This window comes from Burkholderia sp. IMCC1007, assembly GCF_027257875.1.
In the GTDB taxonomy this organism is placed as follows: domain Bacteria; phylum Pseudomonadota; class Gammaproteobacteria; order Burkholderiales; family Burkholderiaceae; genus Burkholderia.
Genome location: NZ_JAPVQY010000013.1, coordinates 90,921 through 105,215 on the forward strand (window position 1 = coordinate 90,921; position 14,295 = coordinate 105,215).

13 protein-coding genes are annotated in these 14,295 nt (G+C 67.0%); 10 read left to right on the forward strand and 3 right to left on the reverse strand.

The features are described 5' to 3' along the window. Window positions 1-52: 52 nt before the first annotated feature. The 3 genes from argE (at window position 53) to O1Q03_RS14805 (ending at window position 2,959) form a co-directional block, all read left to right on the forward strand. A complete protein-coding gene (gene argE / locus O1Q03_RS14795; protein ID WP_269504355.1) occupies window positions 53-1,273 on the forward strand; it encodes an acetylornithine deacetylase in 1,221 nt (406 codons plus the stop codon). A 62-nt stretch (window positions 1,274-1,335) separates the two neighbouring features. Beyond that, complete coding sequence (locus tag O1Q03_RS14800; RefSeq protein WP_269504356.1) at window positions 1,336-2,355, forward strand: threonine/serine dehydratase; 1,020 nt, start codon at window positions 1,336-1,338, stop codon at window positions 2,353-2,355. Between the two features lie 184 nt (window positions 2,356-2,539). Beyond that, entirely contained in the window at window positions 2,540-2,959 is a 420-nt protein-coding gene (locus O1Q03_RS14805; protein WP_442865786.1) for a DUF3574 domain-containing protein, read from the forward strand. Window positions 2,960-3,043: 84 nt separating this feature from the next. Here the strand turns inward: O1Q03_RS14805 and O1Q03_RS14810 are convergent, their stop codons facing one another. Next, window positions 3,044-5,563, reverse strand: coding sequence for a penicillin-binding protein 1A (locus O1Q03_RS14810; protein ID WP_269504357.1), 2,520 nt, complete (start codon window positions 5,561-5,563; stop codon window positions 3,044-3,046). 449 nt (window positions 5,564-6,012) lie between these two features. Here O1Q03_RS14810 and O1Q03_RS14815 point away from each other — a divergent pair, with 449 nt between their 5' ends. From O1Q03_RS14815 to O1Q03_RS14830, 4 genes are all read left to right on the forward strand, one after another. Next, window positions 6,013-6,693, forward strand: coding sequence for a PspA/IM30 family protein (locus O1Q03_RS14815; RefSeq protein WP_269504358.1), 681 nt, complete (start codon window positions 6,013-6,015; stop codon window positions 6,691-6,693). Between the two features lie 79 nt (window positions 6,694-6,772). Next, a complete protein-coding gene (locus O1Q03_RS14820; protein WP_269504359.1) occupies window positions 6,773-7,945 on the forward strand; it encodes a tetratricopeptide repeat protein in 1,173 nt (390 codons plus the stop codon). A 231-nt stretch (window positions 7,946-8,176) separates the two neighbouring features. Continuing rightward, window positions 8,177-8,608 (forward strand): large conductance mechanosensitive channel protein MscL, encoded by a 432-nt coding sequence (gene mscL / locus O1Q03_RS14825; protein ID WP_269504360.1) that lies wholly within the window; start codon window positions 8,177-8,179, stop codon window positions 8,606-8,608. Window positions 8,609-8,954: 346 nt separating this feature from the next. Beyond that, entirely contained in the window at window positions 8,955-9,401 is a 447-nt protein-coding gene (locus O1Q03_RS14830) for a hypothetical protein (protein ID WP_269504407.1), read from the forward strand. A gap of 66 nt (window positions 9,402-9,467) precedes the next feature. On the opposite strand, the gene O1Q03_RS14835 is transcribed toward O1Q03_RS14830, so the two are convergent. Then, entirely contained in the window at window positions 9,468-10,361 is an 894-nt protein-coding gene (locus O1Q03_RS14835; protein ID WP_269504361.1) for an NAD(P)-dependent oxidoreductase, read from the reverse strand. 135 nt (window positions 10,362-10,496) lie between these two features. On the opposite strand from O1Q03_RS14835, the gene O1Q03_RS14840 reads away from it, so the two are divergent. Further along, window positions 10,497-10,706, forward strand: a complete 210-nt coding sequence (locus tag O1Q03_RS14840; protein WP_096503207.1) for a dodecin — start codon at window positions 10,497-10,499, stop codon at window positions 10,704-10,706. Between the two features lie 218 nt (window positions 10,707-10,924). Further along, window positions 10,925-11,854, forward strand: a complete 930-nt coding sequence (locus tag O1Q03_RS14845) for a LysR substrate-binding domain-containing protein (RefSeq protein ID WP_006478550.1) — start codon at window positions 10,925-10,927, stop codon at window positions 11,852-11,854. Window positions 11,855-11,982: 128 nt separating this feature from the next. On the opposite strand, the gene O1Q03_RS14850 is transcribed toward O1Q03_RS14845, so the two are convergent. Continuing rightward, a complete protein-coding gene (locus O1Q03_RS14850; RefSeq protein WP_269504363.1) occupies window positions 11,983-13,395 on the reverse strand; it encodes an 8-oxoguanine deaminase in 1,413 nt (470 codons plus the stop codon). 507 nt (window positions 13,396-13,902) lie between these two features. On the opposite strand from O1Q03_RS14850, the gene uraH reads away from it, so the two are divergent. Next, window positions 13,903-14,256, forward strand: coding sequence for a hydroxyisourate hydrolase (gene uraH, locus O1Q03_RS14855; RefSeq protein WP_011657188.1), 354 nt, complete (start codon window positions 13,903-13,905; stop codon window positions 14,254-14,256). Window positions 14,257-14,295: the final 39 nt, after the last annotated feature.

A 14,295-nucleotide genomic window follows, 5' to 3' on the forward strand; every position in this document is an offset into this window, starting at 1 on the left:
GGGCGGGCGCGTTTTTGAGTATGATTTCCCATTCATCAGACGGAGTTTTGCCATGTCCACTCTCGACGCGACGGCGCCGTCCGCCGCAACCGAAGGCGACGCATCGCTCGTCAGCCTGCCCTGGGTCAAGCAACTCGTGTCGATGGACACGACGAGCCGCGTGCCGAACCTCGGCCTGATCGAAACGGTGCGCGACGCGCTCGCCGCGAAGGGCATCGCGTCGACGCTCACGCACGATCCGCGCGAAGGCTGGGCGAACCTGTTTGCCACCGTGCCCGCGCACGACGGTTCGACGAACGGCGGCATCGTGCTGTCGGGCCACACCGACGTCGTGCCGGTCGACGGCCAGCAGTGGGACAGCCATCCGTTCGCGCCGGAAATCCGCGACGGCCGCCTGTACGGCCGCGGCACCTGCGACATGAAAGGCTTCATCGGCGCGGCGCTCGCACTGCTGCCCGAGATGCAGGCGACGAAGCTCGCGAAGCCGATCCATTTCGCGCTGTCCTACGACGAGGAAATCGGCTGCGCGGGCGCGCCGCTGATGATCGCCGATCTCGTGAAGCGCGGCGTGAAGCCGTCCGGCTGCATCGTCGGCGAACCTACCAGCATGCGGCCGATCATCGCGCACAAGGGCATCAACGCGTACCGCTGCTGCGTGCGCGGCCACGCCGCGCACTCGTCGCTGACGCCGAAGGGCCTGAACGCGATCGAATATGCGGCACGCCTCATCTGCCACATCCGCGACATCGCCGACCGGTTCCGCGCCGAAGGCCCGTTCGACGAACTGTACGACGTACCGTTCACGACCGCGCAGACGAGCACGATCCAGGGCGGCAACGCGATCAATACGGTACCGGCCGAATGCCGGTTCGACTTCGAGTTCCGCAACCTGCCGACGCTCGATCCCGAGCAGATCTTCACGCGCATCGAAGCGTATGCGCGGGAAACGCTGCTGCCGCAGATGCAGCGCGAGCATCCGAACGCCGCGATCGAGTTCTCGAAGATCGCCGCGGCGCCCGGGCTCGACGCGACCGAGCAGGCCGCGATCACGCAGCTCGTGCGCGCGCTGACGGCCGACCAGGACAAGCGCAAGGTCGCGTACGGCACCGAGGCCGGCCTGTTCGAGCGCGCGGGCATTCCGAGCATCGTCTGCGGGCCGGGCAACATCGAGCAGGCACACAAGCCGAACGAGTATGTCGAACTCGCGCAGCTCGCGAGCTGCGAGCAGTTCCTGCGCAAGTTCATCCATAGCATGTCGGTCGACGCACACTGACCGCCAACCGCCCACGCCGGCCCGCGTGAGCGGGCCGGCACACTCGCGCCACACGCCACGTCATGTCGACTGACCAACAGGGCACGGCCCATACAACGATCGACGGCGAGCCGATTCCGACGCTCGACGAAATCGCCGCGCAGCATTTCGCCTTGTCGCCGTGGCTCGCTCGCACGCCGGTGTTCGAGCGCGCCGACCTGCCGTCCCTAGAAGGCACGCACGTCAATTTCAAGTTCGAACTGCTGCAGGCGAGCGGCAGCTTCAAGGCGCGCGGTGCGTTCACGCACCTGCTCGCCCTCGACGAAGGGCGCAAGAACGCCGGCGTTACGTGCGTGTCGGCCGGCAATCATGCGGCGGCCGTCGCGTATGCGGCGATGCGGCTCGGCAGCAGCGCGAAGGTCGTGATGTTCCATACCGCGAGCCCGACGCGCATCGCGCAGTGCAAGCAGTACCGCGCGGAAGTCGTGCTCGCCGGCAGCGCGTCGCAGGCATTCGACCTCGTGCGCCGGATCGAGGCCGAGGAAGGCCGCTTCTTCATTCATCCGTTCAACGGCTATCACACGATCCTCGGCACCGCGACGCTCGGCTACGAATGGGCGACGCAGACGCCCGATCTCGACGCCGTGATCGTGCCGATCGGCGGCGGCGGGCTCGCGGCGGGCATGGCGACCGCGCTGCGGCTCGCGAATCCGCGCGTGCACGTGTACGGCGTCGAACCGGAAGGCGCCGACGCGATGAGCCGCAGCTTCGCGGCCAATCACACGATCAAGATGAGCGCGATGCAGACCATCGCCGATTCGCTGATGGCGCCGCATACCGAGGAATACAGCTACCAGCTGTGCCGGCGTCATGTCGACCGCATCGTCACTGTGTCCGACGACGCGCTGCGCGCGGCGATGCTGTTCCTGTTCTCGCACCTGAAGCTGTCGGTCGAACCGGCGTGCGCGGCGCCGCTCGCGGCGCTGCTCGGCCCGCTGCGCGAAACGCTGCAAGGCAAGCGGGTCGGCGTGCTGCTGTCGGGCACCAACACCGACCCCGCGACGCTCGGCATGCATCTGGCGCACGCGAAACTGCAGCGCTGACCCGCCGCGAGGTACTCAGGGTTATCCCCAGTTTATGTTGACAGCCCTGTTGATAACCCGCCGCACAAACACGCAAGTCGTTGAGCGCGCAGCGTTTTACGCGCGCGCAGGGCGCCGGACGCGAAATAGGCAGATTCCGCCACCGAACGCGTGTCCCGCAGCGTGGCGGCGTCGCGCGCTGCAGATGATCGGCGCGGCCGCGATCGTGCTGCTCGCCGGTTGCGCGGTCCCGCCCTCGCCCGTCGCCATCACCGCGCCCGTCTGCACGCAGCCCGACGCGCATCGCATGCTGCAGGCCGACCTGCTGTTCGGGCGCGATATCGCGGGACGCGGCCCCGTCACCGATCGGGAACGCGCCGCCTTCCTCGCCGACGTCGTCACGCCGCGCTTTCCGGACGGCTTCACGTACTGGGACACGCGCGGCCAATGGCGCGACCGCGCCACCGGCCGGACCATCGAGGAAGCGGGTTTCGTGGTCCGTATCGTCGCCGACGATACGGCCGATACGCATGCGCGGCTCAACGCGATCCGGCATGCATACATCGAGCGCTTCCGGCAGCAGTCGGTCGGCATCACGATCGTGCCGGCCTGCGCGTCGTTCTGAGTCGCGCCGCGCGACGTTCGCTCGACGCCGCACAAAAACGGGCGCCCGAAGGCGCCCGTCGCATGCGAAACATCCGAGTACCGCTTACTTGCTCTCGAACATGTCCATGATCTGCTGCTTCTCCTGCTGCGTCACGGGCGGCGGTGCGAGGCCGGCCGCGCCGGCCGAACCGAGCGCATCGTTCGCGCTGATCGCGTTCTCGGCCGGGTTGATGTCGACGCTCGCGACGAAGCCGTTGCCCGGCGTGCGATCGGCGTAGTACAGCTCGTCGTCGATCGTCGTCAGGCCGTCCGGCATCGGCATCTGCTGCTCCGGTACGCCGTTCAGCGCGGCGCGCATGTAGTTCACCCAGATCGGCAGCGCGAGCTGCGCGCCGAATTCGCGGCTGCCCAGGCTCTTCGGCTGGTCGAAGCCCATCCATGCGACCGCGACGAGCGACTGCTGGTAGCCGGCGAACCAGCCGTCCTTCGCCTCGTTGGTCGTACCCGTCTTGCCCTGCAGGTCGCTGCGGCCGAGCACGTTGGTGCCCGCGCCCGTGCCGGCCGTCGCGACCGTATGCAGCAGGCTGTTCATCACGTACGCGTTGCGACCTTCGATCGTGCGCGGCGCGGTGCCGCCGGCGATCACCGGCTGCGCCTTCTGCAGCGGCTGGCCGTGCGCGTCGTCGACTTCGGCGATCAGGTACGGATCGACCTTGTAGCCGCCGTTCGCGAACACCGCATAACCGGTCGCGAGCTGCAGCGGCGTGACGAGACCGGCGCCGAGCGCCATCGGCAGGTAAGGCGGCGTCTTCGCCGGATCGAAGCCGAAGCGCTGCGTGACGTACTCCTGCGCATACTGCGTACCGATCGATGCGAGGATCCGGATCGACACGAGGTTCTTCGAACGCTGCAGCGCGGTGCGCATCGACATCGGGCCGTCCGGCTGGTCGTCGTCCTTCGGCTCCCACGCGGTGCCGCCCGGCACGCTCGGCGGGAAATACAGCGGCGCATCGTTGATGATCGTCGCCGGCCCCATGCCCTTGTCGAGCGATGCCGAATAGATGAACGGCTTGAACGACGAACCCGGCTGGCGCCACGCCTGCGTCACGTGGTTGAACTTGCTCTTGTTGAAGTCGAAGCCGCCGACGAGCGAGCGGATCGCACCGTCCTGCGGCGCGATCGCGACGAGCGCGCCTTCGACCTGCGGCAGCTGCACGACCTGCCAGCCCGTCTTGCCGTCCTTCATCACGCGCACGATCGAGCCCGGCTTGATCCGCAGCGTCGCGTTCGCACGCGGGCTCAGCGCGGCCGACACGAAGCGCAGGCCGGCCGGGCCGATCGTCGTCGTCGCGCCGCCGACGAACTGGATCTCGACCGCGTTCGGCGCCGCCGACAGCACGACGGCCGACTGCAGGTCGCCATTGTCCGGGTGATCGGCGAGCGCGTCGTCGATCGCCTCGTCGCGGTCGTCGCCGGCCGCCGGCAGCGTGATCGCGCCTTCCGGCCCGCGATAGCCGTGGCGGCGCTCGTAGTCGAGAATGCCGCGACGTACGGCCTGGTACGCCGCTTCCTGATCGGCCGAGTTGATCGTCGTCGTGACGGTCAGCCCGCGCGTATAGGTTTCGTCCTTGTACTGCTGGTACATCATCTGCCGCACCATCTCGGCGACGTACTCACCGTGTACCGCGTACTGGTTGCCCGGCGTGCGCACGTGAATCTCTTCCTTCACCGCCTCGTCATATTGCGGCTGCGTGATGTAGCCGATCTCGAGCATGCGCTTCAGGATGTATTCCTGACGCACCTTCGCGCGCTTCGGATTGACGACCGGGTTGTACGCGGACGGCGCCTTCGGCAGCCCCGCGAGCATCGCCGCTTCCGCGAGCGTGATGTCCTTCAGGTCCTTGCCGAAATACACGCGCGCGGCGGCCGCGAAACCGTACGAGCGCTGACCGAGATAGATCTGGTTCATGTACAGCTCGAGGATCTGGTCCTTCGTCAGCGCCTTCTCGATCTTGTACGCGAGCAGCATCTCGTAGATCTTGCGCGTGTAGGTCTTCTCGCTCGACAGGAAGAAGTTGCGCGCGACCTGCATCGTGATCGTGCTCGCGCCCTGCCGCGCGCCGCCGTGCATCAGGTCGGCCACGCCCGCACGCAGGATGCCGAGGAAATCGACGCCGCCGTGTTCGTAGAAACGGTAGTCCTCGATCGCGAGCACCGCCTTCTTCATCACGTCGGGAATGTCCTGGAAGCGCACGAGGCTGCGGCGCTCCTCGCCGAACTCGCCGATCAGCACGTGGTCGGCGGAGAACACCCGCAGCGGTACCTTCGGCTGGTAGTTGGTCAGCGCATCGAGCGACGGCAGCTGCGGTGCCATCACGACGAGCGCGTAGCCGACGATCAGCGCGCCGACGACGGCGAGCGTCGCGATCAGGCCGATGAACCACAACATGATGCGCGAGCCGAACGAACGGCGGCCATTGCCCCCGCCTCCGCCGCGCGGCGTGCGACGGTCGTGGTCGCCGTTGTCGTCATCGGAGTAATACGCTCCCGACGGCGAACGGCGCAACGAGTAGTGGGGTTCTTTCCGGTCGGAAGAAGAAGACGGTCGTTTGATGATTGGCATGTCGGAATGGCGGGCGTGCATGGCGCCCTCGGATGCATGCGGAAATGCAAGCGGATGAATCAGAGTGGGTGCATCGCGGCAACTGTCACGTCGACAGACCCCGCCGCGCGGCGATCCGTTCCCGCGACGTGACAGCGCATTTTAATGAAATCGTCCGAGCGGCTTCGCGATTTTTTGTAAAAATTCCCGCACCACCGCGAAATACGGAACGTATTGGCGGCATCCTCGACCTATGATGGACACGCACCCGCGCGCGCACGCGGCTTCCTCGCGGCTTCCTTTCAACTACGAAAGGTCCGAACGACGCGCACGCGCGCTGCTTGAACTTCGGCGCTTAAGCCGTATTTAAGGGGCCGGCGGTGTAATATCCGCCGGCTCTTGCGGACCGCAACCGGCCCGCGACGAGCACTGCCGCGCTGACGCGGCGTTTTTCAACCACGGAGGATTTCATGTCGCTTTTCGACTCTGTTGCGCGCACGATCAAAGGCCTGCTGAACGATGCGGCCGACTCGGTACAGGATCCGTCGCGCGACGCACGGCAGATCGTGCGGGAGCTCGACGACAGCATCGGCCGTGCCGAGAATTCGCTGATCGAAATCGAGGCACAGGTCGCGACCCAGCGCAGCAAGCGCGATGCGGCCGACGACAAGGTAAGGAAGTACGAAGACGGCGCGAAGCGCGCGCTGCAGTCCGGCGACGAAGCGCTCGCACGCGAGGCACTCGCCGCGCAGGCGAATGCGGAAGCCGAACGCGATGCGCTCGCGGCCGAGCTGACCACGCTCGAACCGTCGGTCGACAAGCTGAAGGGGCAGATCGCCGACATGCGTCAGCGCCGCAACGATCTGAACGCACGCTCGAACATCCTGCAGGCCAAGCAGGAAATCGCGCAGGCGAAGGACGTCGCGGCCAGCGCGCTGGGCGGCATCGGCGGCAAGAACCTGTCCGAAGACTTCCAGAAGCTGGAAGACAAGGTCGCGCTGCAGAACGCGCGTTCCGACGCACGCCTGAATTCGGCCGACACATCGAGCGGCAAGGCGCTCGACGACAAGCTCGCCGCGCTGAACAAGGGCCCGTCGGTGGAGGATCGCCTCGCCGCGCTGAAGAAGCAGCTCGATACGCCCGCGCAGTAACGGCAATCGCGCCGCGGCCCGTCCGGGTTCGCGGCGCGCACCGATCGTCAGGAGACGGGCGCTCGCGCCCGGTTCGACCATGAAGAAATCTCTCGCCGCACTCGGCTTGTCGCTGATGTTGCTGTCGTCCGCCGCATTTGCGGTACCGTCGCTGCAGCAAGTCGAGCAGTCGATCGCACGACATGACTGGCAGAACGCCGATACGCAGCTGTCGCAAGTCATCGACGCCCATCCGAACAACGCGCATGCGCGCTACCTGTACGCGCAGGTGCTGGACCGCGAAGGCCGCGCGTCCGATGCACTGACGCAACTGCAGCGCGCGAAATCGCTCGATCCGCAACTGCGCTTCACCGACGCGTCGCACTTCGCACAAACGGAATCGCGCATCCGCGCGGACGCCGCGCGCACGAGCGGCAACGCGCCGTCGGCAACACAGTCCGGCTCGCTGCAACCGTCGCTCGCACCGGCCGCGCCGGTCGCCAAGCACGGGCCGTCGATCGGCATGTGGATCGTCCTCGCGCTGCTCATCGCGATCGTCGCGCTCGTGCTGCGCTGGACATTGCGCCGCGCGCGCTCGGCCGGCGACAGTCGCGCGGACGACGAACGCCGCGCGCAACTGAAGCGCGCCACCGACGTGCTCAACGACATCCGCCCGCTCAAGCTCGACGCGCGGCTGTCGACCGCGCCCGGCGCCGCCGCGCTCACGGGCGAACTCGAAGGCATCGAGTCCGATGCGCGCGGGCTCGTCGAAGCGCTGTCGAACGGCAAGAACCCGGTGCCGCCGTATCGCATCGACGAACTCGAACAGCGTCATGCGAGCGTGAAGGCACGCGTCGAAGGACGCCCCGACCCGAGCGCGCCGCCCGCGCCGGCCGCGCAGCAAAACGGCAGCGGCTCGGTGTACGCGCAGGAAGCCGATCGCGTGACCGGCATGCAAGGCCAGCCTTATCAGCAGCAACCGTACCCGCCGCAACAGCAACCGACCGTCGTGGTTCAGCAAGGCGGCGGTATCGGCGGCGGAATGGGCGGGCTGCTGACCGGCGTGCTGCTGGGTGAAGCGATGTCGGGCGGCCGCGAACGCGTGGTCGAACGCGACGTGATCGTCGACGACCAGCGCCGGCGGCAGGACAACGGCCAGGGCTTCGACCTCGGCCGCGGCGACGACTCGAACTGGAGCGACGGCAACGGCAACGGCAACGGTGGCGTCGATCTCGGCAGCAACGACGACGGCTGGACCGACGACAACAGTTGAGCATCACGAACGCGGGCATCGCGCATTGCGTGACGCCCGCGACGCACACCGCGCTTTCTTTCATTTCCACTCGCGCCGGCCCGCCGAATTTGTCAATCATTTCAAGATAGGCTACCGGCAATGGGGTACGTTCGCTATCATGCGACCATCGGCGTGCCCCGATCTCATCCGACGTTTCGCAGCCCTGCGCGTCGCGGCACGCCTCGCTCGCCCAACAGGAGAAAGCCGCTCATGAGCATAATCAAGGAATTCAAGGAGTTTGCCGTCAAGGGCAACGTGATGGATCTCGCCGTCGGCGTGATCATCGGCGGCGCATTCTCGAAGATCGTCGACTCGGTCGTGAAAGACCTCATCATGCCGGTGATCGGCGTGCTGACCGGCGGCCTGGATTTCTCGAACAAGTTCGTTCTGCTCGGCACCATTCCCCCGACGTTCAAGGGTAACCCCGATTCGTACAAGGACCTGCAGGCAGCGGGCGTCGCCGCATTCGGCTACGGCTCGTTCATCACGGTGGCGATCAACTTCCTCATTCTCGCGTTCATCATTTTCCTGATGGTGAAATTCATCAACAAGCTGCGCAAGCCGGTGGAAGCCGCGCCGGCCGCGACGCCGGAAGACATCGTGCTGCTGCGCGAAATCCGCGACTCGCTCAGGCAACGCTGAGCACCGCGCCACGCCACGCCGCGTCCGCCAGGCCCGCCACGTGCGGGCCTTTTTGTTGCGCGCGTGCCGCGCATCGCCGCACGCGGCTTATCTCACTTTTTTGTGACGAGCGAATGCACGCGCGGGAAAAGCAGGTCTATGATGGAGACTAAACGACAGTACGGGCGCCAAGACGCTGGCTGTGTCGATCATCGTGGCAAGCGGGTCGACGGGAGACATTGATCGTCGTACCGCACGAGTGCAGTATTTTCGTGTGCTATAAAGGATCGACATGCGGCGTGCATAGCCGGGAGTGGGTCGCATGAAAGTGCCGCATTTCTTGCAATTGTTTTTGAGGCGAGTGTTTATGTCCTTCCCGAAAAAACGTCGACGTGTGCAACAGGATGGCCAGGAGTCGTTCCTCGCGGTATTGCGCCACTCCAAACCGTTCGCACAGCTCGACACCAAGATTGCCCGTGCCCGTGCGCAGGACGAGCCCGTCCTCTACGCGCATGTGCTGCCCGGACTCGACGTGCTCCTGTGCAGCGTGCGCGGCGCACAGCCGCCCTATCCGGCCATCGCCGAACTGCGCAAGCGTTGCATGGAATCGATCGCCAACGCGCTCGAGCAACCGCTCGACGGCCTCGAGAACGGCGGATACTGGTACGAGGCAAACGGCTTCGGCTTCCTTGTGTTCGCGAGCCGCGCCCGCGCGCGCATCCTGCCCGAATTTGGTGCGGGCACGAAGGCGAGCCTGCGCGGCGGGCTCGGACGCCAGAACGCCGGCGACACGACGCCGCGCTCCCTCGGCTGAACCGACACCGATACGATGGGCCGCCCGCGAGCGGCCCATCGGTCATTCAGGCATCCCGCGCCGCCATCACCGCGTCGCCGTGCGAGCGTTGCCCGGCCGCACGATGTCGATGAACGCGGCGAAATCGGCACCCGCCAGCCCTTGCGCAGCGCCCAGCCGCAGCACCTGCTGCACCGTGGCCGACACCGGCATCACCGCACCCGTTTCGCGCGCCGCGTCGGCGATCGCGTCGACATCCTTCTGGAACGTGGCGAGCGCACCAATCGGCGCATGACCGCCCGACGTCATGCGCGGCACGAACGTCTGCAGCAGCACCGAATCCGCCCATCCGCCGGCCAGCGCGTCGGCCAGCCGCGCGGCGTCGATCCCGCTTGCCTGTGCGAGGCCGACGGCCTCGGCGATCGCAGTGACCGTCGCGGTGACGATCGCCTGGTTGCACAGCTTCGCGGTCTGGCCCGCCCCCGCTTCGCCCATGTGCGTGATGCGTGACGCATAGGTGTCGATCAGCAGCCTGACCGCGTCGAGGTCGGCCGCACCGCCGCCGGCCATCACCGCGAGCGTGCCGGCTTGTGCGCCGGGCACGCCGCCCGACACGGGCGCATCGATCCAGCCCGCGCCGAGCGCGGCCGCGCGCGCCGCATAGTCGCGCGTCGCGGCCGGCGGAATGCTCGAATGATCGACGATGCGCCGCACGCGGCGCGACGCCGCGTCGCCGGCAAAGAGCCCATTCGCGCCGAACGCGACGTCGCCGACCGCACGCGCGTCGAGCACGCACACGAAGACCGTCTCGACGCGCTCGGCCAACTCGCGCGGTGTGTCGACCACCTGCGCGCCGTCCTTCGCGAGCGCCTCGGCTTTTTCACGCGTGCGGTTCCATACGCTGACCCGATGGCCCGCCGCCAGCAAATGCCGAATCATCGGCGCGCCCATCAATCCCGGTCCGCAAAATCCGACTTCCACGATGTTCCTCGTCTCCAATTGGGGTTGCACTTGCCGCCCATCATACCTATCACTCAAGAAGCCGGACGCGCGCGGCACCGCTTCGGGTCCGCGGCTTGCGCCGGCCGCACATACCGACACTCCAGGGAGCGCATCATGAGCGACCACGTCTACAAGCTGATCGAACTGACCGGCTCGTCGAAGCAATCGTGCGACGACGCCATCCGCAACGCGATTTCGAAAGCCGGCAAGACGCTGCACAACCTGCACTGGTTCGAGGTGACCGAAACGCGCGGCCACATCGAAGGCGACCAGGTCATCCACTGGCAGGTCACGCTGAAAGTCGGCATGCGCATCGACGACTGACGCGCCGTCACACGCGGCGCCCTGACCGCCGGATGCGTGCAATGCGCATCCGCACGACGCCGCGTCCCTCTGCATTTCGCTCCGTTCCGGCCCCTCGTCGAGGCCCGACCGGCGGGCTTCTGCGGGTATCCATCCCTTGACGCTGACTCCCGTTCATATTAAAAACGATATACCCCACCTGCCCCTCGATCAGCCCAGCCATATAAAACGGAGATATCATGAGTCAGCAACGCGAGGCGATCGACACGTACCTCTTGCGCGTCTTGCACACCTTGTTGATGGAGCGCAGCGTCACGCGTGCGGCCGTCAAACTGAACCAGTCGCAACCGGCGATCAGCGCCGCGCTGCGACGCCTGCGCGACATCACCGGCGACCCGCTGCTCGTGCGCGGCAAGTCCGGCATGGTGCCGACCGAATACGGGTTGCGCCTGCTCGAGCCGGTGCAGAATGCGTTGCGCGAAATCGAGCGCATCAAGTTCCAGCAGCACAATTTCGACCCGGCCACGTCGATCCGCTGCTACCGGATCGGCTGCCCCGACTACCTGAACGTGCTGTTCGTGCCGACCGTCGTCGAACGCTTCCGCCTGGCGGCGCCGAATGCGACGCTCGAATTCCACTCGCTCGGCCCCGCGTTCGACTACGAGCTCGCGCTGGAAGACGGCAAGCTCGACATCGTCGTCGGCAACTGGCCCGAGCCGCCGGAGCAGCTGCACCTGTCGAACCTGTTCGTCGACGAAATCGTCTGCCTGATGAGCAACACGCACCCGTTCGCGAAGCGCGGCGGGCTCACGCTCGACCAGTACCTGAACGCGCCGCACCTCGCGCCGACGCCGTACTCGGTCGGCCAGCGCGGTGCGATCGACGTGCATCTCGCGCGCGAACGGCTCAAGCGCCACGTGGTCGTCACGCTGCCGTACTTCAACCTCGCGCCGTACGTGCTCGTGAAGTCGGACCTGATCTTCACGACCACGCGGCTGTTTGCCGACCACTACGCGAAGTTCCTGCCGCTGTCGGTCGTGCCGGCGCCGCTCGACTTCCCGCCGATGCAGTACTACCAGCTGTGGCACGAACGCTGCCATTACTCCGACGAAGTGCGCTGGCTGCGCAGCCTCGTCGCCGAAGCGACCCGCACGCTGATCGAAGCGTAATCGCGCACGGTGCCCGCGCCGGCCACGCTGCAGTGTGGCGCGGCAATCGCGTCACGCGGCGCAGCGTCCGCCGGCATCGGCCGCGCGCCCGGTTCGGCAGCGCGCGGCGCGACGTCCCACCCGACGCGTCAGCGCGACGCCTCCACGAGCGCGTGCGCAAGCGCGTTGTGGCGCTCGATGACGGGCGGCAAGTCGAGCGTCGCGAGCCGCCCTTCCCGCACCACCACCTTCCCGTTCACGACCGTGTACGCCGTCTGCGACGGCGCGCAGAACACGAGCGCCGCCACCGGATCGTGCAGCGCGCCCGCGAACAGCGGCTGACGCAGGTCGAACGCGGCGAAGTCGGCAGCCATGCCGGGCTTCAGCGCGCCGATGTCGTCGCGGTTCAGCACCTTCGCGCCGCCGAGCGTCGCGATTTCGAGCGCGTCGCGCGCGGTCATCGCATCGGGCCCGAAGCCGACCCGCTGCAGCAGCAGCGCCTGGCGCACTTCCGCGACCATTTGCGCGCCGTCGTTCGATGCGGAACCGTCGACGCCGAGACCAACCGGCACGCCCGCGAGCCGCATCTTCTTCACCGGCGCGATGCCGGACGCGAGCCGCATGTTCGAGCACGGACAGTGCGCGACGCCCGTACCGGTGCGCGCGAACAGGCCGATGCCCGCATCGTCGAGCTGCACGCAGTGCGCGTGCCACACGTCGTGACCGACCCAGCCGAGGTCTTCCGCGTATTCGGCCGGCGTCATCCCGAACTTCTCGCGGCTGTACGCGATGTCGTTCACGTTCTCGGCCAGGTGCGTGTGCAACGACACGCCGTATTCGCGCGCGAGTACGGCCGCGTCGCGCATCAGCGCGCGGCTCACCGAGAACGGCGAGCACGGCGCGACCACCACGCGCAGCATCGCGTAGCGGCCTTCGTCGTGATAGGTCTCGATCAGGCGCTGCGCGTCGCGCAGGATGTCGGGTTCGCGCTCGACGACCGAATCGGGCGGCAGCCCGCCGTCGCGCTGGCCGACGCTCATCGCGCCGCGGCTCGCATGAAAGCGCATGCCGATCCGCTGCGCGGCGCCGATGCTGTCGTCGAGCCGGCTGCCGTTCGGATAGATGTACAGATGATCGCTCGTCGTCGTGCAGCCGGACTGCAGCAGCTCGGCCATCGCGGTCAGTGTCGACACCTCGATCATCTCGGGCGTCAGGTGCGCCCATATCTTGTACAGATTCGTGAGCCAGCCGAACAGCTCGGCGTTCTGCGCGGCCGGCACCGCGCGCGTGAGGCTCTGGTACATGTGATGGTGCGTGTTCACGAGCCCCGGGATCACGAGGTGGCCGCGCAAGTCGAGCACTTCGTCGGCGGTGTCGGGCAGCTCGGCGCTCGGGCCGACCGCGACGATCCGGTTGTCTTCGATGTAGAGCCCCGCGTCGCGCAATTCGCGACGCGTGTCGTCCATGGTCACGAGCACGTCGGCGTGCTTGACCAGCAGGGTCGTCGGGCGGGATGAGGATGGGTGAGGCGCGCGTGCGCCGGCGTGCTGCTCGAGGTTCATGCGTTCTCCGCGTCGTTCTGCCCCCGGGAGCCGCTCCCGGAGACCATCACAAAGCCGTTCGAACGCTGAGTCGCGGCACGCCCCGGTGCCTGCGTCCGTTCGAACGCGCTGGCCCGGTTACCCGGCGTGCTCGCCGTCTTCGGGGTACGCAACGGGCACTGCCCGACGCGCACGGCGGCAGGATCGCCCAAGCGCGCGCCGCACACAATGCGCGAGCCGCAATACCGCACTTCACGGTTTCGATATGGTACGCCGCGCGACCGGCCGCCGGCCGCCCGAAGCGGGGTCGCGGACCGCTTCCGGTGCGCCATCGACAGCGGTTTATGCGCGGCGCATTATCTTCGATATCGCGCCCGTATTTACGCGGGGAACCTTTTTACAATGCCTGCACGGCGCTCGCTTCACTTTCGCCGACGGGTATGTAGCCACGTGACGTGGAGCCTCGATCCGCCGCACAGTCATGGATCGAGCCGCCGCCGAACCTCGCATTCACACAAGGAACAACGAATGGGAAAGCTCACTACCCACGTACTCGATACGGCGCACGGTCGTCCCGGTGCTGCCATCAAGGTGGACCTCTACGCGCTGGACGGCGAATCGCGCCGCGCGATCAAGACCGTGCTGACCAATAGCGACGGCCGCTGCGACGAACCCCTGCTCGAAGGCGCGGCACTGGCCGCCGGCGAATACGAACTCGTATTCCACGCCGGCGACTACTTCGCGTCGCTCGGCGTGAAGGTGCCCGAACCCCGTTTCGTCGACCGCGTCGTTCTGCGCTTCGGCATCGCCGACACCGCATCGCACTATCACGTGCCGCTGCTCGTGTCGCCGTGGTCGTACAGCACCTATCGCGGCAGCTGACATACGCATCGGCTGCCCGCATCAAAGACAACGATCTGA